The organism is Chitinophaga rupis (assembly GCF_900109685.1).
GTDB classification, from domain to species: domain Bacteria; phylum Bacteroidota; class Bacteroidia; order Chitinophagales; family Chitinophagaceae; genus Chitinophaga; species Chitinophaga rupis.
On sequence record NZ_FOBB01000002.1, the window covers coordinates 1,177,345 to 1,203,011 of the forward strand.

Genomic DNA, 25,667 nt, shown 5'->3' on the forward strand with positions numbered 1-25,667 from the left:
TAAAAGCTTTATGCTTTATGCTTTCCGCTTTCAGCTTAGCTCAAAACAAACAATAGTGAAATACTTCCTCTTCATTCTTCCACTTGCCCTGCAATCCTGCCAGGGGCAGCAGGGACCTATCATTATACAGGATACCACCCTTAGCAGGGGCAAAGCCCTGCAGCCGGTAGTAGTTACTGAACCGGTGTTATATGATTCCGATGATCCCGCCATCTGGATCAACAAAGCCGATACCGCACATAGCCTTATCATTGGCACGGACAAGAACAGTGATGGCGGCCTATATGTATTTGACCTGCAGGGAAAAGTTGTACAAAAAGTAAGCGGCCTTAAGCGGCCTAATAACGTAGACATAGCCTACGGCCTGCGCCTGAACGGGCAGCCCACAGACATTGCCGTTACTACAGAGCGGGAAACCAACAGCCTGCGTATTTACCGCCTGCCGGATATGCAAGCCGTGGATGGCAACGGCATCCCGGTATTTGAAGGAGAGCAGGAGCGGGCCCCCATGGGCATCAGTCTGTATACACGCCCTTCAGACAGCGCCATCTTTGCCATTGTAAGCCGTAAAACCGGCCCTGCAACCCAATACCTGTGGCAGTACCGACTGCAGGATAATGGCAAAGGACAGGTAACAGCCACGCTGGTACGAAAATTTGGCCAATACAGCGCTAAAAAGGAAATAGAAAGTGTTGCGGTGGATAATGAGCTGGGCTACGTTTATTATTCTGATGAGCAATCCGGCATCCGCCAGTACTACGCAGATCCGGCAAAAGGAGATGCAGAGCTATCCCTCTTTGGTCAGCACGAGTTCCGGGCAGATAATGAGGGTATCAGCATTTATAAAACCGGACCGGCCACAGGTTATATCCTGGTGTCAGACCAGGACGCCAACAGCTTTAATATTTACCGCCGTGAAGGCGATGCCGGCAATCCGCAGCGGCATACTTTACTGAAAAAGATCCTGGTATCTGCCATGAACAGCGATGGTTCCGATGTTACGAACGTAGCGCTGGGCGCACGTTTTCCCAAAGGACTTTTTGTAGCCATGAGCACCGACCGTACGTTTCATTACTACGACTGGCGCGCAATTGAAGAATTAATAATGAAGAATGAATAATTAATAATCGTAAGGCAGGCGTTCGTAAAATAGAGGTGCTTCGTATTGGTAATGGCAGTCTGGAAAGTTAATAATTAACTGTACACAGTCACTATCTGTATGAAGCACCGCTATTTCTGGTATACCCGGAGGGTGAGCCATACAGACAAGTAAATTGAGCCGCAAAGGAAACCGGTCAGAGAACTCAAAAGCTGATCTTTGTGCTGTTAATCAATAAAAATAACGGCAATGACAACAATGACAACAATAACAAAGATCAGCCTGGGCAAGAATGGACCACTTGTATCTAAACTGGGATTAGGCTGTATGCGCATGTCGCCCGTTTGGGGAAACAAGGGGAGTGACGAAAATGAGAGCATCGCCACTATTCAGCAGGCGTTGGACAGCGGCATCAATTTCCTGAATACCGGCGACTTTTACGGCCACGGGCATAATGAGCTGCTGGTAGGTAAAGCCATCAAAGGCAGAAGGGACGATGCTTTCATCAGCGTAAAATTTGGCGGTATCATATATGGCGGTCAATTCATTGGACTGGACCTGCGGCCTATAGCCATCAAGAACTTCATCAACTATTCTTTGGTGCGCCTGGGTATAGATACCATTGATCTTTACCAGCCGTGCAGATTAGATAACAGCGTTCCCCTGGAAGATGTGATAGGAACTGTTGCTGATCTGATCAAAGAAGGAAAGGTGCGTTACCTTGGCGTATCCGAGATCACTGCAGATCAGCTGCGGAAGGCAAATAGCGTACACCCTGTAACAGCATTGGAAATAGGCTATTCACTGGCCGACCGCCAGATAGAAAAAGACCTGCTTCCCACCGCTAAAGAGCTGGGTATAGGAGTGGTGGCCTTTGCCAATACTGCCGAGGGCTTACTTACCGGCGAAATGAAAGCACCGCTTGCAGCCAATGACTACCACAATCACTTTTCACGTTTCCAGGGAGAGAACCTGGTAAAGAACCTGGAGAAAGTGGAAGTATTGAAAACCATGGCAAAGGAAAAAGGATCCACGCCTACACAGCTGGCCATTGCCTGGGTGAATGCACAGGGCGATCATATTATGCCATTGGTAAGCATGAGCAGGAGATCACGGCTGCCGGAGAACATACAGGCTATGGAGATCAGCTTCACGCCTGAAGAGATGAATACCCTTAACACCCATTTTTCGCCGGGCGCCATACTGGGCGGTACCTATTTGCAGCGCTAGGAGCATCTGCAAATAAGCCCCGTCAATTTAATATCTTTACTGAATGATAAATCCAACTGAAATAATCCCCGGGGTTTTATTTTACTCTTATCTCTCAGCTATGAGAAAGGAGAAGGTAGGGTTTTTTGAATTCAGCGCGCTGGTATTACAGGTTTCCGGACAGTTTACGATGGAGACTGCCAGCGAGCGCATTTCGATGGGACGGGGCCAGATGTTGCTGATCCGGAAAAATCAGCTGGGAGAGCTTACCAAAATGCCGCTGGAAGGTGAGGAGTACCAAACCATTGTTATTTGCCTGGACGAAGATATGCTCAGGAAGTTTGCCCTAGAAGAGCAGATTGAAATAGGGCAAAAATATACAGGCCCAAGCAACATTCTTATTCCTGAAAACGATTTTTTGCGTGGCTTTTTCCAGTCCGTGATGCCTTACATCCGCCATCCGGAGGAAAAGATAACCCATGCGCTGGGATTGTTAAAAGTAAAAGAAGCCATACAGCTATTGCTGCATGCCATGCCGGAACTGAAGGAGTTCCTGTTCGACTTTTCCGAACCCCATAAGATAGACCTGGAAAAATTCATGCTCAGCAATTTTCATTTCAATGTTCCTATTGAAAAATTTGCGCAGCTCACAGGCAGAAGCCTTGCGGGGTTCAAGCGTGATTTCCAGAAAGTATTCGGCATGGCCCCGCGGCAGTGGCTGCAGGACAGAAGGCTGGCGGAAGCCCGGCACCTGATAGAACATAAACATAAAAAACCATCTGCCATCTACCTTGACTTAGGCTTTGAAAGCCTTTCCCATTTCTCACATTCTTTTAAGAAGAAGTTCGGTAAAGCGCCCAGCGAGAGTTTGCATTCTTAATTATTAATTATATATTTGCCCCCGAATAAAAAATATTGTGTAACCTCTAAATACACAATACCCATGATCGAACGTACCCACATATAATTTCCTTCTAACGCTGCCTTTCAGGCCGGTGCGCATTCCTTTTGTATTATTTAATGGTAATAAAGTAATGAGTATACGCGCAAGCTTACTATGCGCAGCAGGCTATGGACCATGGACTATGGTCTGAGCAGCCTTAACCCTACAAGGAATATATCCTTTGCGTAAGGACGAATCTTCATAGCAACAATTATTACAGATGACATAACCGCATGTTATGCAAGCGAATGAATGGCCGCTTGAGGACGGCTATTGCAGGATCAGAACGGCCCGGCAAAAGAAAAGGGCGCGCATAAAGGATTTTCATAAATACCTGCGGCGCCTCCGCAAAGAGGAGAAACGGTTGGATGAGCTTAAACACAAATTGCCTTTGCAGCCACTGGCACGCCCTTACCAGAAGGGATGGTTACGGACCTTTATACTGCGCCCTGACGTGGCTACCAGCAGACAGGCCGCCTTTTACCAGGAGCTGCTCAACAAGATCAATACCGTTGAATATTCAAACGATAAAAAATTCAGAATAAAGAAAAGAAAGTGGAAGCGGAAAAAGGTTTGGGTAGATAAACCGCAATACCTGCGCGAGTTTAGTGAACGCTGCTTCTTTAGCCGTGATTGTAAATTAACGGAACAGGAAAAGCTTTTGTTTCACCGGGAAGAAAGAACGCATAAGCACACAAAGGAGATAAGCATCTACTATGTGTTCAGTGAACGCTGGCGTTTTATCCTTAAAGTAAAGCCGCGCATCATTACCCATATAAAAATGGTAAATGGCACGCTGGATGGGGAAATTCAACGGCTGGAGAACAGGATCATTACCCATCACCTGCGGCATAAGCTGGGGAAAGAAATAGATGGCAAAATGTACCATTACCTCAGTCGTGCGCCCTTGCCGCCCAATCCTTTTAAACAAAAATCTTTAGCAGATATACTCAGTGAAGTATACAACGATCAACAACAATAACAATGGACAAGATCATTATACAGATCAGCTCCGGCCGCGGCCCTGCCGAATGTTGCAGGGTAGTGGCCAAAGTGCAGGAGCTGGTATTAAAAGAAGCCCGCAGGGCGGGTATTAATATAACAGTAATAGATAACAAACCGGCTGATATCAAAGGCACCTTACTCTCCGCCACCTTAACGGCAGAAGGAAATAACCTTGAAAGTTTTGCCCGGCAATGGCAGGGCACCATTCGCTGGATAGCAACAAGCCCTTACCGCAAAATGCACAAGCGCAGGAACTGGTTTGCCGGTATTTCCATTTTTGATGTGCAGCAGCAAATGCAGTGGAATGATAGGGATGTGCGCTTTGAAACCTGCCGCGCTTCCGGCCCTGGCGGGCAGCATGTGAATAAAGTGGAAACCGCTGTAAGAGGGATCCATCAGCCCTCCGGTATACAGGTACTGGCTATGGACGGCCGTTCGCAGATCATGAATAAAAAGCTATGCCTGCAGCGCCTGAAAGCCAAAGTGCTGGCCTGGCAAACGGAACAGCTGGTAGCGCAGCAGCAGCACCAGTGGCAGGAACATAATGTGCTGGAGAGAGGGAATGCCGTTAGAACTATTAAAGAGGACCTGTTATAATTAATAATTAAGAATGAATAATTAATAATCGGAGGGCTGGTACTTCAAATGAAGAACCGGCCTCCGGTATTATAATTTGTAATAGCACTACCTGAACAAACAAATAGGAAATACTTCGTCAAAATCATTCGGTGCGGAGGCTTTTGATGGGATTCATCAATGCTGCCCGCAACGCCTGGTAACTGACCGTTGCCAGTGTGAGGAGCAGCAAACCCACGCCGGTGATCACAAAGATCCATGCGGATAAGGAGGTATGAAGGGCATAGTGCTGAAGCCATTGATCCATGCAGTAGTAAGAAAGGGGCATCGCGATCAGCATGGAGAACACCACCAGTTTTATGAAGTCGGCGGAAAGCAGCGCCCAGAGACCCGTAACGCGGGCGCCAAGTACTTTGCGGACGCCGATCTCCTTTGTACGTTGTTCAGCGACGAAGGAGGCGAGACCGAAGAGGCCCAGACAGGAAATAAGGATAGCCAGAGCGGAAAACACCGTTGCGAGATTACCAATCCGCGATTCCGTATTAAACTTCTTTTGAAACTCTTCGTCAACAAAAGAATAGATAAAGGGGGTGGCCGGGTTGAATTGTTTGAAGACGGGTTCTATCGCGGCGAGGGCAGTGCGTAGCGGCGTACCAGGTTTAATGCGGATCGTAAAGACGTCATGGCCACCTTCGCCCATGAAGATTGCGGGCTGCACCGGGTAATAGGGACTATTGCTGATCATGTTCTTCGCAACTCCGATGATGGTATAGGGCTTCCCCTCATATTTGATGGTCTTGCCGATGGGATCTTTAAATCCGAGGATGCGGGCACCCGTTTCATTAACGATGGCAGCCGTGCTGTCACTCAAGTGCGCGCGGGAAAAGTCACGTCCTTTGAGGATCTTCCAGCCGATAGTGGAACCAAAATCGGCATTAACGAAAATGCCGCGGAACGAGAAGGTTTTTGCTTCCTCACTCATTCCTTCCCATTCGGGGAAATTATTCTGATAAAATCCGTTGAGGTTCGCGGAGGAATTGGCCATATTGGCGACCATGCCCGTGTTGAGCAAGCCGTTGCGAAGGGCTTCATAATGAGTGTCCAGGTCATGCGTATTATCGGGAACAGTGATCAGTCCTGCCTGATCATAGCCCAGCGGTTGATCTTTGGCAAACTGGATCTGACGGAATACGACAATGGTACCGATGATCAGTACGAGCGAGATGGAGAATTGGGCCACAACGAGGATCCTGCGCGGATTGCCGGCGCCTTTACCTGCTTTGAATGTCCCTTTCAGGACTTTCACCGGCCGGAAGGCGGAGAGATAGAAAGCCGGGTAGCTGCCGGCCAGCAGACCGGTGAGCAGGGTACAGATCAATGAAAGACCCCAAAATAGTGGGTTCGTCCAGGGGAAAGTCATGGTTTTGCCAGCCAGTTGATTGAACCAGGGCAGGGTCAGGGCCGCCAGGGCAACGGCGAGGACAAAAGAGAGGACGGCGAGAAGGACCGATTCAGCGAGGAATTGGGCGATGAGATGACCACGCAGCGAGCCGGCCGTTTTACGGATGCCTACTTCCTTCGCGCGTTTTTCGCTGCGGGCCGTGGCCAGGTTCATAAAATTGATGCAGGCCAGCAAGAGGATAAAGATCCCGATGAGCCCAAGCATTCTGACGTAGACGATACGGCCCTCGCCGATGGAGCTGGCATCATCGAAATGCAGATACAGGCTTTTGAACGGAAGCACCTTGTAGTTTTCGTACGCATACTTCACAAACGGGCTGCAGATATTCTTGATGCGGGCTGTCGCCTGTGCGGCAGTGACATTACCGGCGAGAAGCGCGTACATGCGGCAATTATGGGCTTCAAAACTGTTGGTATTTCTGACCCAGCTGGTTTCCTCATTGGCTATTGAGATAAAGAAGTCATAGTCCTTTAAGCTGCTGTTCGTGGGCTGATCAGCATAGACGCCCCCAACGATGAACGGACGGCGATTTTCATATTTAAAGGTTTTACCGACTGCGTTCTCTGTGCCATAGAGCGCAATAGCCGTTGACCTTGAAATAAGGGCGGTGTTGGGATCGCGCATGGACCCGGCGGCGCCGCTCAGGAAATGGTAGCCGAAAATGAGCGGGAAGGTATACTCCGCCGAGGTGCCTGTACGGGCGATGCTTTTGTCGCCGTTAACCAGCAAATGCTGGCCGGCCCAGAGGGCCATCGCCGTATGGGTGAAAACATCCTGATAGTTTCCGTTTTGCAGCCAGGGCTTGAGGGCCGCGGACACGGTAGTACCTACATACGAGGGCGGTGTTTTCTCGCTGGTCTGGCCCTTTGGCCACTGATTTTGCATGATCTCCACAACGCGGTCGCCGTTTGGAATGTGCTGATCGATGGAAAGCTCGTCGACTGCCCAGATGCCTATGACGAGGGCGATTGCCATGCCGGTGGCGAGCCCGAAAATATTGACAAAGGAGTAGCCGCGGTTCCTGCGCAGCTGGCGGAGAGCGAGAAGGAGATAGTTTTTGAACATGCGCTTAGTTTCAGGGTACAGCAGCACTGCAGCCAGAAAAGTGCCTGTTTTTTACCCGTTAATAATCAATAAGTTTCAATTCCTTTGATTTTATTAATTGTCCGGTTTCGCACACGCCGTGTTCAGTTTTATACTTTTTAATGCTGTAGCTGATTGGCAACCACAAAGCCTATCAGCTCATCCTGCGCAATACCTGCACGCATACACGCATCCTGGATATCTTCCCGGGATACGTTTGCAGCAAAGGATTTTTCTTTCAGCCGTTTCTTTACGCCTTTAACATCCATCCCGGCATAACCATCGGGCCGCATAAGGGAGTAGGCATGTACCAGCCCGGAAAGCTCATCAAAAGCGTATAACATTTTATCCATATTGCTTTCGGGCTCCACGCCAAAATAGCGGGGGCCGTGTGAGGCGATGGCTCTTATTATTTCAGGATCTACCTGCAGGCGTTCCAGCTCCTCAATGATCTTGCGGCAATGCAGCTCCGGCCAAAGGTCCCAGTCGGCATCATGCAGTAAGCCGGCCAGCTCCCAGCGCCATTGCCCCGCTTCATCCAGCTTTTCATTTTCAGCGGCCCAGCAGCGCATCAGGTGGCCTACCTGCCGCATGTGCAGCTGTAGTTTTTCGTTCTTTACCCATTCGCGCAGCAGGGCATTCGCATCCTCTTTCGACAGTACATTGCCGGCATTCGCCGGGTTGCCGAATGTTGTTCTTCCTAATGGTAAGATCTCCATGCAGTAAAGTGGTTTGCTTAATATGATGAATAGGGTTTAAATCGCTTCGTAATTACGGCTGCCCTGCCGTTATTCTCCGCAGCCATTTCTCTGCCAATGCGGGCCACACATCTGCAGCAGGGTTGCCGGGCCGTAAGCCGTATCCATGCCCACCGTGGGCATAAAAGTGTAATTCTACGGGCACCTTAGCGTCGCGTAAGGCACCTGCCATTACCAGCGCGCTGTTGCCATAGGTATCATCTGCCGTAGCAAACAGGAACATGGGCGGGGTTTGGGCATTCACAGTCAGCTCCGGCGTCAGGGTACGCTGCGGGCCTTTATCGAGATAGGCCGGGTATATAAGCAATGCAAAATCGGGCCGGCAGGAGAGGGCGTCCGCATCATCCACCGGTGTATAATTATGTTGTTCGTATAAAGTAGCTGCGCGTGCGCTTAAGCTGCCACCGGCAGAAAAGCCTAATACGCCTATTTGCTTATTCAGCTGCCATTCTTTTGCCCGGCTGCGCACAATACGCAGGGCCCTTTGCACATCCTGCAGCGCGCCTTTTTCTTTTTGCGGCACACGGTACTGCAATACAAAAGCGGTATATCCCAACCCGCTTAGCCATTGTGCAATTTCATCACCTTCCAGGTTAATGGCCAGTATGCTGTAACCGCCACCAGGACAAACAACAATACCCGTATGCAGGTCAGGTACACCGGCTTTGGGCGTGTATACGGTAAGGATAGGGTCTGTAACATCCGTTAATCTTATTACATGCCTGCTGGTATCCGGCGTAGGCACGGCCGCTTTCTTGGCAGCTGTTTCCCCTGGTACCGCACCCGGCCATAAGTGAATGACTGTCTGTTGTTGCGCAACGCTGGAAAAACTGCTCATAATGATGCAAAATAGCCATAAAGGATGTTTCATAAAGTGGAATTTATTCCATACAAAATACAATTTAATGCCATTTGTACCTACGCTTTCTATAGGCATTTCCCCATTTTCATGATTAGGTACTCTTTTTGTATCCAAAGGTGGCAGAAGCATATCAATCACCAAAACAACTAGTTATGAAACAAGTACTGAACAAATGGAACACTTTATTACTCGCTGTCCTGCTGCCTTTTGCATTGCAGTCCTGCGGCGGGGGCAACACCAATGCCAGCCACGACGATAGCGTAGACAGCGCTAAGGATGTAAATGAAGCAACAGCACCGGTAGACAAAGAATCATCAGATTTTGCAGTAAAAGCTGCCAGTGGTGGTATGATGGAAGTAAAACTAGGTGAAATAGCCCAGCAGAATGCCAGCTCACCCCGCGTAAAAGCTTTTGGGCAAATGATGGTGCAGGATCACTCCAAAGCCAATGAAGAGCTGAAAAGCCTGGCCGCTTCAAAAAATGTTACCCTGCCGGATAGCGTAGGTGAAGATCATAGCAAGCATATCCAGGACATGAGCAAAAAGACCGGTAAAGATTTTGACAAAGCCTATATAGATATGATGGTAGATGACCATAATGACGATATTGACATGTTTGACAAGGCCTCCAAAGATCTGAAAGATGCTGACCTGAAAGGATTTGCCGCCAAGACGCTGCCCACTTTACGCGCTCACCTGGATTCTGCTAAGGCAGTACAGGAGTCGCTGAAGAAGAAGTAACGGCCTACGGCCGCAGTCCATGGACGATGGTCCATAGTCCATTGCATACTGCGTGGCGGACCACAGCCCACGGATCTGAGTTGACAGTCCAGCGAGTATGATGGTTTGCGATATAGTGCTGGGCGCGGGTCTGTCCATTTTTCCAATATTCTTTGAACAAAAGGCCACGGTCGATAGACCATGGCCTTTTGCATATTTGCACAATCAGGTTTTGCCAGTATCATGGCTGGCTCCTGCCTTTCCCATTTCAGTATTCTTCGACCCCAGGTTGTGGATTATTGTCCGTGAACTTCACCTGCCTCTCCACGTTCAATATCCCTCGCGCACCAGGCAATGGACCATGGACCATCGACTGCGGCCCGTAGGGCTGCTACTGTTTCACCAGCTCTATCTCGCAATGAATGCGTACATCATCGCCTACAACCAGGCCACCGGCTTCAGTTACGGCGCTCCAGTTCAGTCCAAAATCCTTCCGGTTAATTTTACCGCTTACCGTAAAACCGGCTTTAGTATTTCCCCAGGGATCTTTTACCACGCCGCCAAATTCCACACCTACAGTTATTGATTTTGTTACATCGCGGATAGTAAGGTCGCCGGTTACATTATAGGACCCATCATTATCCACAGATTCAAATTTCTTCGGTACAAAGGTGATCTTAGGGAAAGCATGATCGTCAAAGAACTCCGGCGAGCGCAGATGCCGGTCCCGGTCATCATTGCCGGTGGATACGGATGCGGTGTCTGCAGTAAAAACGGCTTTGGCCGTAGTAAAATCCTCTTCTTCCGTTTCCGCTTCCAGGCTGAACTTAGTAAAGTGGCCGGAAACACTGGAGATCATCAGGTGTTTAATTTTAAATCCTATCGAGCTGTGTGCCGGGTCAAGGACCCATTTGGAGACTGCCATATGAAGTAGTTTTAAGTGATAAGTTGAAAGGTGGAGAAAATTACGAATTAATCAATTACGAAATGCGAAGCATTCATGAATGCCATTGAAAAGATATTATGATTATGAATAATTACGAATTATGTACAGCACTTTGGTACATGTTCAATGCTTCGTAATGTTCCTGTAATATCCTATATTATCCATATTCCGAAACTCTTCCACCCTGAACTACCAATTCGTAATTCGTAATTGACTAATTCGTAATTTCACAAAAATGTATGCCATTGTTGACATAGAAACCACCGGCGGCCATGCCAGCGCCAATGCCATTACGGAAGTAGCCATTTTTGTGTATGATGGCCTGCAGGTAGTGCAGGAGTATCATACCCTGGTAAATCCGCGCATGCCCATTCCATATTATGTACAGTCGCTCACCGGTATTACCGATGAAATGGTGGCGGAAGCGCCCGGTTTTGAAAACCTGGCGGAAGACATTTACGGCCTGCTGCATGATAAGATCTTCGTAGCCCACAACGTTAATTTCGATTATTCCTTTTTACAGCATCAGCTGGCTGCCCATGGTTATGAGCTGAAGTGTAAAAAGCTTTGCACGGTACGCCTGGGGCGTAAGATCATCCCGGGCCTGCCATCGTATAGCCTGGGTAACCTGTGCCGCTCCCTGCAGATCCCTGTATTGCAGCGCCACCGCGCTGCCGGCGATGCGGCTGCCACCGTACGTTTATTTGAGCTGCTGCTGCAGCGTGATACGGAGCAGGCTATTGCCGGCGCCCTTAAGGTGGGCTCCAAGGAGCAGTTCCTGCCGCCCAACCTGCCGCCGGAGCAGGTAAAGCAGCTGCCCGCCAACCCCGGCGTATATTATTTTCATGATCAAAAGGGGAAGGTGGTGTATGTAGGCAAGGCCCGCAACCTGCGCAAGCGGGTGAACAGCCATTTTACGGGCAATAATGCCGGGCACCGGCGCCAGGAGTTCCTGCGGAACATTTACAGCATCAGTTATGAAATAACCGGTACGGAGCTAATGGCGGAGATCCTGGAATCTGTGGAGATAAAGCGGCTATGGCCTGTATATAATTATGCCCAAAAGCATGTGGAGTTCAATTACGGCTTTTACACCTTTGAGGACCAGGACGGGTATTTACGCCTGGCCATTGAAAAGCGGCGTAAGTATTCCAACCCCCTCCATGTATTTAAATTGCTGGTAGAGGGGCATCAGCTGCTGCGGAACCTCATCCGGAAGTTTGATCTGTGTCCCAGGCTGTGTTTTCTGCAAAAGGGGAATGGCGCCTGCTTACCGCTGCAGGAGCATACCTGCCATGGCGCCTGTGAAAAAAAAGAACCCGCAGCCTTGTATAATAACAGGGTGCAGGAAGCCATAGACTGGTTGCAACAGCAACAGCCGTCATTTGTAATAATGGGTCATGGGAGAGGGGTTGATGAACAGAGCTGTATACTAATGGAAAAAGGGCGCTTTTACGGCATGGGATACCTTCCCCGGGATGTAGCCGTTACCGGTAGTGACCAGCTAAAGGATTTCCTTACGCAGTACCCCGAAAATGAATACATCCAAAACCTGATCCGGCTGCATGCAACCGGCAAAGCGGCCCGTTTGTTACCATTGTAACAACCCGGATTCCACACTCCACACCTACGTTAAAATGAAAAACGATAGCAGATCAATCGACCCCCGGCCGGTATGCCGGTAGTAACATATGGATCCCATCAGCCTCTCCACGCTCAACATTCCTCTCGCGGCAGGCAATGGACCATCGACTGTGGACCATGGACTTAACTATCGATCTGTTTGAAAGGCGCAAAAATCATTATTGAAAGAATGTGTTGCTGTTGCGCAGGTATGAATGACGAACTGTATGGTACACCCTTTTGGTTTTTACAGGCCATAAATATCCTGGTACCGGATCCGGTACAATGCTGGTAGATAGTGTTTGTCCCCGTATGATGCAACAATGCCGGCTTTCTGTATGATCAGCAGTAAAATGAAAACTGTGTGTCCTTTGATCTCTTAATTTAAAACGAAACGAAACTTTTAAAAAGTAACTGTCATAAACTGATCAAATACAGAGCGCCCGTGCTCACGAAAACAGACATCATATACCCTGGACAAGCAGGCAACAACATCACATTCAAAACAATAATAGAAATAGCCGCGGGAACCCGGAACGCCTTTCGGTAACAGGCCCCTGGAAAGTTACTGATTACTGTTGTTGTAACAGGAACTTAACCGGCAGCTCAAAGTACATGCTTACAATACGTCCGTTATACGCAACCGGCGTAAACTTCAGCTGTTTGGCAGCATCTACGGCAGCTTCTTCCAGGCCATAACCCAGTTTGGTCATAGGCTCCAGCTCGCTGATCTTGCCGTCACTGTTCACTACAAAAGATACATACACGGTACCGTTAACACCGTTCTCCTTAGCTTTGAAAGGATACTTCAGGTTAGCGTACAGGGAGGCAGTAGCATCAGCCAGCTGTTGTTGCTGCTCCTGTGAGTAAGTGATGGTAGTGAATACAGTATCAGCCTTGCCATTACGCTGGCGGATCCAGTATGCGTCAGCCACGGTGTTGTCCTGGATGGTGTACCCGTGTTGGATCTGACGGCTGTCAAAATAATTGTAAGACCAGCGGCCTGGTTTCATCAGGTTCTCGCCGCCTTCTCCGTTCAACTGCACAAAGGTGTTTGTACCATTGTCCCCTTTGTTGATAATAAAACGGATAGCACCATTCTTGTAATAAACGGTGTCATTAGACGCCTTAGATTGCAGAGAACAGCCTAGCGCCATAACTAAAAGTACGGCTGCTCCTAAGAATTGCTTCTTCATAGGTCGTTGTTTTATTGAATTAGAATTGTTAATGCTTCTTTCATGTTTTCTTAGTAAGTCGGTGTGTTCGGCAAGCTTTTCCATAGCTTTGGATTTTTAATTGATTACTATTTGATTCACCGGCATTTGTGTCCCCCACAAATACTGTTTTCTTAATCCGGAAATCCGCTTTTATCAATCCCCGGAATGATCTTCAATGCATTTTTATAATAGATCTTTTTCAAGATCCCGTCCGGCAGCTGCATTCCATACATCCGCCAGAACGCATGATATTTTTTATGGTACGGAAAGTACTCATCCGCTGTTTCCAGCACACGGAAGTAAGTAGCGTATTCTGATGGCACCCAGGAATCTTTCCCGAAAAGGATGCGGTCCTGGTATTTTTCAAAGAACGTACGGGCCATAATGGGCTGCCGCCCCAGCTCCGCTATCACTGCTCCAAACTCCACATACATATTAGGTATCTCCTCCATCAGCTCCGCCAGTTTTGCCAGGTCATTTGCATACCAGCCAAAATGGGCGTTAATAAAGGTGGTTTTCGGATGCTTTTTAAACATCCTGTGCTGTTCCTCAATGATCTGTGCCCAGGGCGCGGGGTTTTTAGGACCTCTTTGCCTGCCGGGGTGGGAGGCCAGCTCCAGCCAGCGCTCATTTTTTTCATCCATCGGCTCCCAGAAAGGTGCAGGGTCTGCCGCATGGATCAGTACGGGTATCTTCAGCTCACCGCATTTGTCCCAGATGGCGTCCAGCCGCGGATCATCTATCGGTACCCGTTTGCCGGTGTTGTCATTAACACTCAGCCCCAGCGTTTTAAAGATCTTCAGTCCATTGGCTCCGTTCTTAACATCCTGCTCCAGCTGCTGTACCGCTTTGGTGGTCCAGCCCGGCTGCCCGATGCCGTCAAAGTCAATGTTGGCAAACACTATGAACCGCTTTGGCGCATGTTCCCTGATATTGTCTGCCTGTTGTTTAAGCTGGCTGCCATTGCCGCCGCTTAAGTTCACCATTACCTGCATATGAAGGGCGTCCATCTCTTTCACGAGCGCCCCCAGGTCCTGACTACCCATATTCCACTGATGATTGTGTACATCAATGAATGGATATTTAGCTCTGGTGAGGATATGTTCCGGCACCTTCAGGGTAGAAACCGGGTCATATTTCTCAAAATCCATATGGCCATTTTGGCTCGATTGGCCTTGTGCACAACCGGTGATTATCAGCCCGATATGTAGCAAAAGCGAGTACCTGCTTAGGTTCTGGGTCATAGTTAAATCACGTCTCAAATTACGAATTTTTAATAAATACTAATAATTAATATAAGATTTTTTATTCTATTAATAATTAACATCACATATTCACATCGTTTTCAGATGATAACTAATTTTAAATCATCATATATTATATATGATCTGTGATGTGTAAATTTTTTTTCCGGCTAACCGGATAAAAAGAGGGGGCAGGGCCGGGGATTTTTAATTGGCATGTGGGGATTTTTTTATGGGTAATGGTATTCCAGGCTACATTTTCCCGGGCCGGATAAACAGTTTATACACTAAACACGCAATTTCTTGCATCAAACATGCGATTTATTGCGTTCAGGCTGTATTTTTGCGCATCGTTAGTTTACGTAAACCATTCATTTCAGTTAATTTATAATTTTTCTTACTGATGCTTACATCTGATTTCAAATTTCCGGGACAAACAGCCTTTTATAAAGGCAAGGTACGCGACGTATATACTATTAATGATCAGCTGATGGTAATGCTGGTAAGCGACCGTATTTCTGCTTTTGACGTAGTACTGCCTAAACCCATTCCTTACAAAGGACAGGTTTTGAACCAGGTAGCCGCCATTATGCTGGAAGCCACCAAAGACATTGTGCCTAACTGGGTTAAGTCTGTGCCTTTGCCAAATGTGACGATCGGATTGAAATGTGAGACCTTCCCCGTGGAAATGGTAGTACGTGGTAACCTTACCGGCCATGCCTGGAGAACGTATAAAAGCGGTAAACGCGAATTATGCGGTGTAAAGCTGCCCGAAGGCCTGAAAGAAAATGATTTCTTTCCCACACCTATTATTACGCCCACTACCAAAGCGCACGAAGGGCATGATGAGGACATTAGCCGTGAGGAGATCATAGCACAGGGCCTGGTAAGTGAAAAAGAGTATACCCAGCTGGAAAAATATACCCTGGCGCTGTTTGAGCGTGGCAAGGAGCTGGCAGCCAAACGCGGCCTCATCCTGGTAGACACCAAGTACGAGTTTGGTAAGATCGGCGATACCATTTATGTAATTGACGAAGTGCACACCCCGGACTCTTCCCGTTACTTCTACGCAGAAGGCTACGAGGAAAACCAGAAAGCCGGTAAAGCGCAGAAACAGCTTAGTAAAGAGTTTGTACGGGAATGGCTGATGGAAAAAGGTTTCCAGGGCAAGGATGGCCAGCAGGTACCGGAAATGGACGAAGCTTTTGTAAAAAGCGTAAGCGACCGTTACATAGAGCTGTTTGAAAATATCACGGGGCAAAAATTCGTAAAAGAAGATGTAACCCCTGAGGAGATAGAAAAGAAAATTATCGAGTCGCTTAAGACAGCATAAAGCATAAAGCTTAAAGCAGAAAGCACAAAGCACAAAGCATAAAGCACAAAGCATAAAGCGGAAAGCAAAGGTGGAAAGCAAAAGGCAAAAGCTTTTTGCTTTCTGCTTTATGCTTTTCGCTTTTTCATTACATTTGTACCTGTGAAACCTGTAACCGGAAACCTGTAATCCTAACAAGCAACAAACGTTAATCTATTAATTATTAATCCTTACTTATTAATTATAACGGTTAGCTATTAGACAAAAAGAGATGAAGCATCTTGCAGCGCTGAATATATACTTTGTTAAATATAAATGGTTGTTCATTCTGGGGCTGCTGTTCACTTCCATTTCCATTGTATTCAGCATTTTTCAACCCGTAATGGTACGGCAGATCTTTGACCTGCTGGCGCAAAACCTGGATAACTACCGCATGATCAGCGATACCGGTATCCAGGGCGTATTCCGTTCCGACTTTACCCGCGTGCTGGCCTTTTACGGCGTTACCATTTTACTCTCTGCTTTACTGAGCGGCTTTTTCATGTTCCTGCAGCGGCAAACGCTGATTGTAATGAGCCGCCATATTGAATACGACCTCAAGAACGATATTTACCAGCAATACCAGCGGCTGGACCTCAACTTCTTTAAAATGCACCGCACCGGCGATATGATGAGCCGTATTACGGAAGATGTATCACGGGTGCGCATGTACGTAGGGCCGGCCATAATGTATGCCGCCCGCACCATCCTGATGCTGGTAATGATCGTGTACCTGATGGTAAAGGTGAACTTCACCCTTACCTTATATACTTTATCGCCCCTGCCGGTGCTGGCACTCACCATTTATTATGTGAACCGCATCATTCACCGTAAAAGTGAACGTATACAGGCACAGCTCTCCAACCTGACCTCCATTGCACAGGAATCTTATTCCGGCATCCGTGTAATAAAATCATATGTGCAGGAAGATGCTACCGCGCAGCACTTTGCACAGGCCAGTGAAGATTACAAGCAGAGTTCTGTAAGCCTTGCCAAAACAGATGCCCTGTACCAGCCTGCCATGTCGCTCATGATAGGGCTAAGCGTTATACTCACCATCTTTATAGGGGGCATACAGGTGATCCATGGTAATATTACCGTAGGTAACCTGGCGGAGTTTGTGATCTATGTGAACATGCTCATTTTCCCGTTCTTTTCCATAGGATGGGTAGCCTCCATGATCCAGCGTGCCGCTGCATCGCAGCAGCGTATTAATGAGTTCCTGCAGCTGGAGCCCACTATTAAGAATAAAGAGAACGCACAGGCCATACCGCTGAAAGGCAGTATCCGTTTTGATAAGGTTTCCTTTACCTACCCTCATACAGGTATCCAGGCTATTAAAGATTTTGAGCTTACGATTGAACCCGGACAAAAAGTAGCCATTATAGGCCGTACGGGTTCCGGTAAGTCAACCCTGGCGCAGCTACTGTTACGCATGTACGATCCGCAGCAGGGCAGGGTGCTGTTAGACGGCCACGATATCCGTGACCTGCGGCTGGACAGCCTGCGCGGCCAGATCAGCTATGTACCGCAGGATGTGTTCCTGTTTTCGGATAGCATTACGAACAATATCCGGTTCGGCGCGCCTGCCGCTGACCTGGAAGCCGTAAAACAGGCCGCCCGCCAGGCCTCTGTGGAAAAGGATATCCTGAATTTCAATGAGGGTTTTGATACCATGATAGGGGAGCGGGGCGTAACCCTGAGCGGTGGCCAGAAGCAGCGCATTTCTATTGCACGGGCGCTGATCATGGATCCCAACATCCTGGTTTTTGACGATTGCCTGTCGGCGGTGGATGCCCGCACGGAAAAAGAGATCATCGGTAACCTGTACGCCTATCTGAAAGACAAAACCGCTATTATTATAACACACCGCATCTTTGCGCTGTTTGAGTTTGATAAAATAATCGTTCTGGACGAAGGCCGGATCGTAGAAACGGGAACGCATGAACAATTAATGACATTAAACGGCTACTACGCTGAGCTGTACGCCCGGCAACAATCCGGGGAGGAGGAAGCTGTAACTGAATAGAAATCATTTTTTTACATATACCGCTGGCCCTTTATCGGGAACTCTTTTTGATCACTTATCAAAATCATTTAAAATTATTTTGATATTTGTAAAACAATAGTATATTTGTTGCTTATTGAATATTGATAAATTGGATTGATTCGTTAACACTTAAATCTATCAACTGTGGCGTACGAAAACAACAATCAACAGGAAAGAAACAACGATAGCATCTTTTCTAAACGATTGAAAGCGGGTAAAAGAAGAACTTACTTCTTTGATGTAAAGACCACTCGGGGAAACGACTACTTTCTGACAATTACAGAAAGCAAAAAACGTTTCAATGACAACGGTTACGACAGGCACAAAGTATTCCTGTACAAAGAGGACTTCAACAAATTCCTGAATGCATTAACCGAAACCATCAATTATGTAAAAACCGAATTGATGCCTGATTTCGACTTTGATGCTTACAACCACGACTACGTGAGAGAAGATGGTGAAGACGACGGTAACGATGTAGTTGCAGAAGCCACTGCTGCTGCCGCTGCGCCCGCACCTTCACCTGTTGAAGTAGCTGAGCCGGCCATTGCGCCCGCCGCTGCTGCCGCCTCTCACAGCGATGATGTAGACAAATGGTAAGATTTTTACTCTTATTCAAGAATATGACCTCCGGACTTTTCCGGAGGTTTTTTTTTGCAATTAGGAACCAGATTCAATTACGAATTATTCAATTACGAATTACGAATGGTCAATTACGACCCCGTACAAAGCGGTGCATAGCCTGCCCAGCACAGCGGGGAATGTTATGATCATATCATACATTTTCTGAAAGAGAATTTTATTATAATCTGATTGCATGCCGTAAAAGAAAAACCCCAGGCTTTCTGTTACTACAGTAACGTTAAACCTGAGGTTATAATTAATTACGAATTACGAATGTTGGAAGGCATGCCGTAACTCATCCGGGACGGTGGCCCGTGGGCAGCGCTTTCATCTTTTCCACGTTCCATTACTTCATCGCTCAATGCAATGGACCATGGACCATCAGCCATGGACTAAGCCTTCATCTTCTTCCACGCATTGATCAGCCCATTAGTGCTGGAATCGTGGCCGGTAACGGTATCATTGCTTTGCAGCTCCGGTAATATTTTATTAGCTAATTGCTTACCCAGCTCTACACCCCATTGGTCAAAGGTGTAAATGTTCCAGATAACGCCCTGTACAAAGATCTTATGTTCGTATAGGGCTATGAGTGAGCCCAGGGAACGCGGCGTAATTTCTTTCACCAGAAACGAGTTGGATGGCCGGTTACCGGTAAATACTTTATACGGCAGCAGCTTGGCCAATGCATCGCCCGACATACCGGATTTTTCCAGCTCGGCTTTTACTTCCTCTGCTGTTTTACCATTCATCAGCGCCTCCGTTTGTGCGAAGAAGTTAGATAACAGCTTTACATGATGATCGCTCAGCGGGTTGTGGCTGATGGCCGGCGCAATAAAGTCGCAGGGGATCAGCTTAGTGCCCTGGTGAATGAGCTGGTAAAATGCGTGCTGGCCGTTGGTACCCGGCTCGCCCCAAACAATAGGGCCGGTCTGGTAAGGAACAGGCTGCCCGTTACGATCCACATACTTACCGTTGCTTTCCATATTCCCCTGCTGGAAATAAGCTGCAAAGCGGTGCATGTACTGGTCGTACGGTAATATTGCTTCGGAATCCGCATCAAAGAAGTTGCCGTACCATAAGCCTACCAGCGCCATTATAGCCGGTATGTTCTTTTCAAACGGGGTAGTGGTAAAATGTTCATCCACGGCATGGGCGCCTTCCAGCAGGGCTTTGAAGTTACCAAAGCCGATGGTTAAGGCTATGCTTAAACCAATGGCGGACCATAAGGAATAACGGCCGCCCACCCAGTCCCAGAACTCGAACATATTCACCGGGTCTATACCAAAAGCCTTTACTGCTTTTTCGTTGGTGGAAAGCGCTGCAAAGTGCAGGGCAATGTGTTTTTCATCCTTTGCGTGCTGCAGGAACCATTCGCGGGCCGTATTGGCATTGGTCATGGTTTCCTGTGTGGTAAAGGTTTTGGAAGCTACCAGGAACAGGGTTTCTTCGGGGGTTACTTTCTTCAGTGTTTCGGCAATATGGGTACCGTCTACATTCGACACAAAGTAAGGCTGTATGCCTTTCACCCAATATGGTTTCAGGGCTTCTGTAACCATTACCGGGCCCAGGTCCGAGCCGCCAATGCCAATGTTCACAATATAACGTATAGGCTTACCCGTGTAACCCTTTTGTGCTCCGGAATGGATCTGCTGGCAGTAGTGCTCCATTTTCTGCAGCACCTTGTTCACATCATCCATTACATTCTGCCCATCCAGCATCACGGGTTTATTGGAGGTGTTGCGCAGCGCGGTATGCAGCACTGCACGGCCTTCGGTAGCATTGATCTTTTCTGCGCCAAACATTGCTTTAATAGCTGCCTCTACCTGGCATTCCCTTGCCAGCTCCAGCAGTTTGGTACGCGTTTCCTCCGTTATCAGGTTCTTGGAATAATCAAACAGTATATCTTCAAACCGCAGGGAGAATTTTTCAAAACGCTGTGCGTCTTCAGCAAAGAGCTGGCGCATATGTACCTGCTTCATGCTGGCGGCGTGCTGCTGCAACTGTTGCCAGGCTTTCGTCGTAGTCGGATTCGTCGATGGAAACATAGTGAAGTGATTTGAGCCTAAAAGTAATAGTTATTTTAGATTTACGATTTTAGATTTACGATTTGATCTAAGCGGGTGTTTGGAGTGGCCATCCCTGCTTTACAAGCAGCCCTCCGAAAAATGCCATGGACTTTTTAAAAAAATCTAAAACCGTAAATCTAAAATCACTGCGGTTGTAAATCCTTTTTCCGTTTATAGAAGTACCAGCCAATAGTGCCGGCTATCAGCACAATGGCAATATAGCAGGCGGTGGTCAGGGCCGGTACGGGCAGCCCCTCTGCAGTTTTTCTTTTAATAATGATACCGGTTAACGACCAAATGGTTATTACACCATATAGTATATTATGGTGTTGTAAAACCATGTAGGCGCCAAAACCTGCCAGCAGGCCTACCATTAATACTGTCCAGGTAACCATGCCAATGAGCTGTCCGTTCCAGCCCCAGTACACCATCAGCGTTTCAATATCTGACAGGGTGGAAAAGCTGATCCAGCCCAGGTACAGGCTAAAGGGGAATTGCAACAGCAGCTTTTCACGTTTTGAAACATGCGTATGGCCAATAGAAAAATTGTAGTGGATGGCAATGAGGGATACCAGCAGCACCAGCTTCAGTAACAGGGCAAGGGGCACCAGCTCATAATGCCAGGCAAAGAACCAGCCGGCATTGGCCACGCAGCTGATCAGCCACCAGTACCGCATATGCGTCATCAACCTGGTTAGTTCCTGTGGATGATCCCCCCAGAAAGCCAGCCACAGCTGGTACACAATAAATGCAAACAGCGCCAGGTAAATAGCGCCCCAGATATCCTGCGTTATAGTTGCCGGCAGCAGCAGGTGTGCGTATTTTTCTGCAATCTCGCCCGTTCGCATGCCGTTAATAGGCATTTTCACTGCCAGGAAATTAACGCCTATGACCAGTATAAACCCAATAGCATGAAAGATCGATTGGTTCTTATAATGCAGGGTTTCATCGGCTGCCATAGCATAGTTAGGTTTTCGAACATCAGAAGGAAACAGTGTTAAAAAATATACAAATATTATGCTAAAGCTAATATACAACACCCTTCCCACATTCACACTTTTTGCTTACATTTGCGACCTTATGACAGCAGAGCAACTTAAAGCTATGAGGGACCGTCTCCACGTCCTGGGAGGTTTTCTTTAACGTCCAGGACCGCATAGCCAAAATAGAAAACGACAAACAGCTTACCCTGGCGCCCGGCTTTTGGGACGACAATGCCCGGGCAACTTCCATTCTCAAAGAAATTAAGGTCAATAAATTCTGGGTAGATCTTTATGACAAGGTGCAAACCGCCATAGAGGACAGCAGTGTATTGAATGATTTCCAGAAAGAAGGGGAGGCCAAAGAAGAAGAAGTACAGGATGCCTATCAGAAGGCCCTTGCTGACCTGGATGAGCTGGAATTTAAATCCACCCTGAACCAGCCGGAAGATGAGATGCCGGCAGTATTAACCATCAACTCCGGCGCCGGTGGAACCGAAAGCCAGGATTGGGCGGAAATGCTGTTGCGTATGTACCGTATGTACGGCGAAAAGCAGGGCTGGAAAGTATCTGAAATTGATGTGCAGTACGGCGATGGCGCCGGCATTAAATCTGCCACCCTGGAGTTTGACGGGGACTTTGCTTACGGACAGCTGAAAGCAGAAAGCGGCGTGCACCGGCTGGTGCGCATTTCGCCTTTTGATGCCAATGCCCGCAGGCATACTTCCTTTGCATCTGTTTTCGTATATCCGTTGGTGGATGATACGATAGAGATAGCCGTAAACCCTGCTGACCTGGAATGGGAATTTTACCGTTCAGGAGGTAAGGGTGGTCAGAACGTGAACAAGGTAGAAACAGCCGTACGTTTAAAGCACATACCCTCCGGTATTATTATAGAATGCCAGCAGGCGCGTACACAAGGGGAGAACCGTGAAAAGGCCCTCACCATGTTAAAGTCACGCCTGTACGAAGAGGAGATACGCAAGCGCGAAGAGATGAAGAACGCCGCCAACGCCAACAAACGTAAAATAGAATGGGGATCGCAGATCCGCTCCTATGTATTCCATCCTTATAAAATGATCAAGGACCACCGCACCGATTTTGAGGTTGGTAACGTGCAGCCGGTTATGGATGGAGAGCTGGGCGGATTTATTAAAGCGTACCTGATGATGGCGAAGGAGGAAGCGTGAATTAGTCCATGGTCAATGGTCCATGGTCCATTGCCTGCTGCGTAGCAATTATACTAAAAGTTAAGGCTATAGTGGATAGTACCCAGCTATAACCTGTTATTGAATTAAAGGTATTACGTTCTATGCAATGGACTATGGACCATTGACCATGGACCAAGAAACAACAACAACAAACTAAACCTTACTAGGATGCATAACGCCTATTTTCAATTTGCAGCACCCCATAATGAACCGGTATATAATTATGCACCCGGTTCTCCCGAAAGGGCCGCATTAAAAAAGCAGCTGGCTGCATTCAAAGCCGCACCTGCAGATATTCCCATGTATATTAACGGCCAGGAAGTACGTACCGGTAAAACGGTAGCCGTACGCCCGCCGCATGAAATAAAACATAAGCTGGGCCAGTTTCACAGGGGCGATGCCAGCCACGTACAATCCGCTATAGACGCAGCTTTGGCCGCACGTACCCAATGGGCTGAAACTCCCTGGGAACAACGCGCATCCATTTTCCTGCGCGCAGCAGAGCTGATTGCCACTAAGTACCGCTATCATATGAATGGCGCTACCATGCTGGGACAAAGCAAAAATGCTTACCAGGCAGAAATAGACAGCGCCTGTGAGCTCATAGACTTCCTGCGTTTTAACGTACACTACTTAAGCGAAATATATAAACAGCAACCGGTAAGCTCCGCAGGCGTGCATAACAGAACAGAGTACCGCCCGCTGGAAGGTTTTGTGCTGGCCGTAACACCGTTCAACTTTACCGCCATTGCGGGTAACCTGCCGTCTGTAGCTGCTATGTGCGGCAATGTGGTGGTTTGGAAGCCTGCAGATACGCAGGTATTTGCATCCAGCGTGTTTATGCAGATCTTAATAGAAGCCGGCTTACCTGCCGGTGTTATTAACCTGGTGTATGTGGATGGCCCTGTGTTAGGAGAAGTATGTTTTAACCACCGTGATTTTGCAGGTATTCACTTCACCGGATCTACCGGTGTGTTCCAGCAAATGTGGAAGACCATCGGCACCAACATTCACAAGTACCGCGCTTACCCGCGCATAGTAGGGGAAACCGGTGGTAAGGATTTTGTGCTGGCTCATAAGTCGGCCCTGGTAGATGTGGTGGTAACTGCACTGGCCCGTGGCGCTTTTGAATACCAGGGACAAAAATGTTCCGCTGCTTCCCGCGCATACCTGCCTTCCAACATTTCAGAAGAAGTGCAGCAAAAGCTGGCCACTATGCTGGGCACCATGAAAATGGGCACCGTAGAGGATTTCGGCAACTTCATCAACGCAGTGATCGACGAACGTTCCTTTGATAAGATCGCAGCTTATATAGATAATGCAAAGAAAGATCCCAAGGCAAAGATCATTGCCGGCGGCAACTACAACAAAGCAGAAGGTTATTTTATTGAGCCTACTGTGATCGTAACCACTGATCCCAAATACAGCACTATGTGCGAGGAGATCTTTGGCCCCGTGTTAACGATCTACACTTACGATGCTGATAAATTTGAAGAAACGTTAACCTTAGTTGATACTACTTCTGATTATGCGCTCACCGGTTCCATTATTGCGCAGGACCGTTATGCAATAGACCTGGCCACCAAAAAACTGGTGAACAGCGCAGGCAACTTTTACATTAACGATAAACCTACCGGCGCAGTAGTAGGGCAGCAGCCATTTGGCGGCGCCAGGGCTTCCGGCACCAATGATAAGGCAGGCTCTATGCTAAACCTGTACCGCTGGTTAAGCGCCCGCACCATTAAGGAAACTATGGTACCACCTGTAGACTATAAGTACCCTTTTTTACAGAGTGACGGCGCTGGCTCCTGATAACAGTCCTGGTTACAAACCAGCCCAGTGAAGCGCCTATCCATACATCGCTGCTCCAGTGGCGGTTCTGATACATGCGTGTAGCGCCGGTTAAGGTAGCCAGGCCATAGGCAGCCCAGGGCACCCAGGGATAATCTTTTCCATAGATCTCAGCAAATGCAGTAGCCACAGAGGTTACTGTAAGCATATGCCCGGAAGGGAAGGAGGTGAAACGTTTATCGCCATTAAAGGGAGCGCTGTAGCTGAAAGGATGGTCGGTGGTGGTAGGCCGCTGCCTGCGGATAAAGATCTTGGCCGTAGTATATAAGGCTGTTGAGATCAGCAGGGATTTAGCCGCCATGAGGGAGGCATGCTCCAGGTTCCGGTTCTTGGATACCACGCCGGTAAGGTACAGCACCCCAATGAGGTAGGGCGAGTAGGCGTTACCAAAGGGTTCTATCTGGTCTGTAACTTTAGTAAGCCCGCTGGTTTTGTTGCGCTGAATGAATTGTTTGATCTCATAATCACCTGCCATCAGCAAACCCGCAGTACCCATTACCACACCAAACTTTGCAAAGTCGCGGCCCTGCCAGTGAAAAGGCCGGCTGGCCGTATAGCCCAGGTCCTGGATAATACTTTTCAGGTAAGTGCCGTTCACGCGGTAGCGGATAACACTATCCTGGGAAAGGTTGGTAGCAGTATCCAGCTTAGGAGTGTTGCCAAATGCCGGTAAGCTGTCTTTCGCAACTTTAGTGCTGTCTTTATCCTGTGCCATAAGGCAGCAGGGGGCCAGCAACAGCAGGGCACCGTAAAGAAAATAATGGGAAGTACGCAAGATGCTATGTTAA

Annotated in this window: 21 protein-coding genes; 12 read left to right on the plus strand and 9 right to left on the minus strand. The window is 48.0% G+C overall.

Annotated elements, in window-relative coordinates:
• Window positions 1-55 precede the first annotated feature (55 nt).
• From BMZ54_RS11665 to prfH, 5 genes are all read left to right on the plus strand, one after another.
• Window positions 56-1,120 carry a phytase gene (locus tag BMZ54_RS11665; RefSeq protein WP_238386553.1) on the plus strand — a complete coding sequence of 355 codons (1,065 nt, stop codon included), beginning with the start codon at window positions 56-58 and terminating at the stop codon, window positions 1,118-1,120.
• A 228-nt stretch (window positions 1,121-1,348) separates the two neighbouring features.
• Window positions 1,349-2,329 carry an aldo/keto reductase gene (locus tag BMZ54_RS11670; protein ID WP_238386554.1) on the plus strand — a complete coding sequence of 327 codons (981 nt, stop codon included), beginning with the start codon at window positions 1,349-1,351 and terminating at the stop codon, window positions 2,327-2,329.
• A gap of 100 nt (window positions 2,330-2,429) precedes the next feature.
• Window positions 2,430-3,188, plus strand: coding sequence for a helix-turn-helix domain-containing protein (locus tag BMZ54_RS11675; RefSeq protein WP_238386555.1), 759 nt, complete (start codon window positions 2,430-2,432; stop codon window positions 3,186-3,188).
• 301 nt (window positions 3,189-3,489) lie between these two features.
• Window positions 3,490-4,233 (plus strand): hypothetical protein, encoded by a 744-nt coding sequence (locus BMZ54_RS11680; protein ID WP_089910979.1) that lies wholly within the window; start codon window positions 3,490-3,492, stop codon window positions 4,231-4,233.
• 2 nt (window positions 4,234-4,235) lie between these two features.
• Window positions 4,236-4,853: a peptide chain release factor H gene (gene prfH / locus BMZ54_RS11685; protein WP_089910983.1), complete on the plus strand. Its 618-nt coding sequence runs from the start codon at window positions 4,236-4,238 to the stop codon at window positions 4,851-4,853.
• Window positions 4,854-4,977: 124 nt separating this feature from the next.
• On the opposite strand, the gene BMZ54_RS11690 is transcribed toward prfH, so the two are convergent.
• The 3 genes from BMZ54_RS11690 to BMZ54_RS11700 form a co-directional block, all read right to left on the minus strand.
• The gene (locus tag BMZ54_RS11690; protein WP_089910986.1) at window positions 4,978-7,359 is read right to left on the minus strand and encodes an ABC transporter permease; all 2,382 of its coding nucleotides are present in this window, start codon (window positions 7,357-7,359) and stop codon (window positions 4,978-4,980) included.
• 137 nt (window positions 7,360-7,496) lie between these two features.
• Window positions 7,497-8,096: a hydrolase gene (locus BMZ54_RS11695; RefSeq protein ID WP_089910990.1), complete on the minus strand. Its 600-nt coding sequence runs from the start codon at window positions 8,094-8,096 to the stop codon at window positions 7,497-7,499.
• Between the two features lie 52 nt (window positions 8,097-8,148).
• Complete coding sequence (locus tag BMZ54_RS11700; RefSeq protein ID WP_089911940.1) at window positions 8,149-9,006, minus strand: alpha/beta hydrolase; 858 nt, start codon at window positions 9,004-9,006, stop codon at window positions 8,149-8,151.
• Between the two features lie 143 nt (window positions 9,007-9,149).
• Between BMZ54_RS11700 and BMZ54_RS11705 the strand changes: the two genes are divergently transcribed.
• Entirely contained in the window at window positions 9,150-9,737 is a 588-nt protein-coding gene (locus BMZ54_RS11705; RefSeq protein WP_089910993.1) for a DUF4142 domain-containing protein, read from the plus strand.
• A 370-nt stretch (window positions 9,738-10,107) separates the two neighbouring features.
• Here the strand turns inward: BMZ54_RS11705 and BMZ54_RS11710 are convergent, their stop codons facing one another.
• A complete protein-coding gene (locus BMZ54_RS11710) occupies window positions 10,108-10,641 on the minus strand; it encodes a YceI family protein (RefSeq protein WP_089910995.1) in 534 nt (177 codons plus the stop codon).
• Window positions 10,642-10,897: 256 nt separating this feature from the next.
• Here BMZ54_RS11710 and BMZ54_RS11715 point away from each other — a divergent pair, with 256 nt between their 5' ends.
• Window positions 10,898-12,265 carry an exonuclease domain-containing protein gene (locus BMZ54_RS11715; protein WP_089910998.1) on the plus strand — a complete coding sequence of 456 codons (1,368 nt, stop codon included), beginning with the start codon at window positions 10,898-10,900 and terminating at the stop codon, window positions 12,263-12,265.
• 592 nt (window positions 12,266-12,857) lie between these two features.
• Here the strand turns inward: BMZ54_RS11715 and BMZ54_RS11720 are convergent.
• Together BMZ54_RS11720 and BMZ54_RS11725 are read right to left on the minus strand one after the other, a co-directional pair.
• Window positions 12,858-13,481, minus strand: coding sequence for an energy transducer TonB (locus BMZ54_RS11720; protein WP_162277521.1), 624 nt, complete (start codon window positions 13,479-13,481; stop codon window positions 12,858-12,860).
• A gap of 152 nt (window positions 13,482-13,633) precedes the next feature.
• Window positions 13,634-14,653, minus strand: a complete 1,020-nt coding sequence (locus BMZ54_RS11725) for an amidohydrolase family protein (protein WP_238386556.1) — start codon at window positions 14,651-14,653, stop codon at window positions 13,634-13,636.
• Between the two features lie 496 nt (window positions 14,654-15,149).
• Here BMZ54_RS11725 and BMZ54_RS11730 point away from each other — a divergent pair, with 496 nt between their 5' ends.
• From BMZ54_RS11730 to BMZ54_RS11740, 3 genes are all read left to right on the plus strand, one after another.
• Window positions 15,150-16,079, plus strand: coding sequence for a phosphoribosylaminoimidazolesuccinocarboxamide synthase (locus BMZ54_RS11730; RefSeq protein ID WP_089911008.1), 930 nt, complete (start codon window positions 15,150-15,152; stop codon window positions 16,077-16,079).
• A gap of 250 nt (window positions 16,080-16,329) precedes the next feature.
• Window positions 16,330-18,126, plus strand: a complete 1,797-nt coding sequence (locus BMZ54_RS11735) for an ABC transporter ATP-binding protein (RefSeq protein WP_089911011.1) — start codon at window positions 16,330-16,332, stop codon at window positions 18,124-18,126.
• 165 nt (window positions 18,127-18,291) lie between these two features.
• The gene (locus BMZ54_RS11740) at window positions 18,292-18,747 is read left to right on the plus strand and encodes a DUF3276 family protein (RefSeq protein ID WP_089911014.1); all 456 of its coding nucleotides are present in this window, start codon (window positions 18,292-18,294) and stop codon (window positions 18,745-18,747) included.
• Window positions 18,748-19,163: 416 nt separating this feature from the next.
• Here the strand turns inward: BMZ54_RS11740 and pgi are convergent, their stop codons facing one another.
• Together pgi and BMZ54_RS11750 are read right to left on the minus strand one after the other, a co-directional pair.
• Window positions 19,164-20,816 (minus strand): glucose-6-phosphate isomerase, encoded by a 1,653-nt coding sequence (gene pgi / locus BMZ54_RS11745; protein ID WP_089911017.1) that lies wholly within the window; start codon window positions 20,814-20,816, stop codon window positions 19,164-19,166.
• 164 nt (window positions 20,817-20,980) lie between these two features.
• The gene (locus BMZ54_RS11750; RefSeq protein WP_089911020.1) at window positions 20,981-21,796 is read right to left on the minus strand and encodes a hypothetical protein; all 816 of its coding nucleotides are present in this window, start codon (window positions 21,794-21,796) and stop codon (window positions 20,981-20,983) included.
• Window positions 21,797-21,917: 121 nt separating this feature from the next.
• Between BMZ54_RS11750 and prfB the strand changes: the two genes are divergently transcribed.
• Together prfB and pruA are read left to right on the plus strand one after the other, a co-directional pair.
• A protein-coding gene (prfB, locus tag BMZ54_RS11755) for a peptide chain release factor 2 (RefSeq protein ID WP_143080978.1) occupies window positions 21,918-23,007 on the plus strand; the annotation gives its coding sequence in 2 pieces (ribosomal slippage) (window positions 21,918-21,977 and window positions 21,979-23,007; 1,089 coding nt in all).
• A 189-nt stretch (window positions 23,008-23,196) separates the two neighbouring features.
• Window positions 23,197-24,840 carry an L-glutamate gamma-semialdehyde dehydrogenase gene (gene pruA / locus BMZ54_RS11760; protein ID WP_089911027.1) on the plus strand — a complete coding sequence of 548 codons (1,644 nt, stop codon included), beginning with the start codon at window positions 23,197-23,199 and terminating at the stop codon, window positions 24,838-24,840.
• Here pruA and BMZ54_RS11765 read toward each other — a convergent pair.
• Window positions 24,779-25,654 (minus strand): phosphatase PAP2 family protein, encoded by an 876-nt coding sequence (locus BMZ54_RS11765; protein ID WP_238386557.1) that lies wholly within the window; start codon window positions 25,652-25,654, stop codon window positions 24,779-24,781. The two genes, pruA and BMZ54_RS11765, sit on opposite strands and share 62 nt — an antisense overlap.
• Window positions 25,655-25,667: the final 13 nt, after the last annotated feature.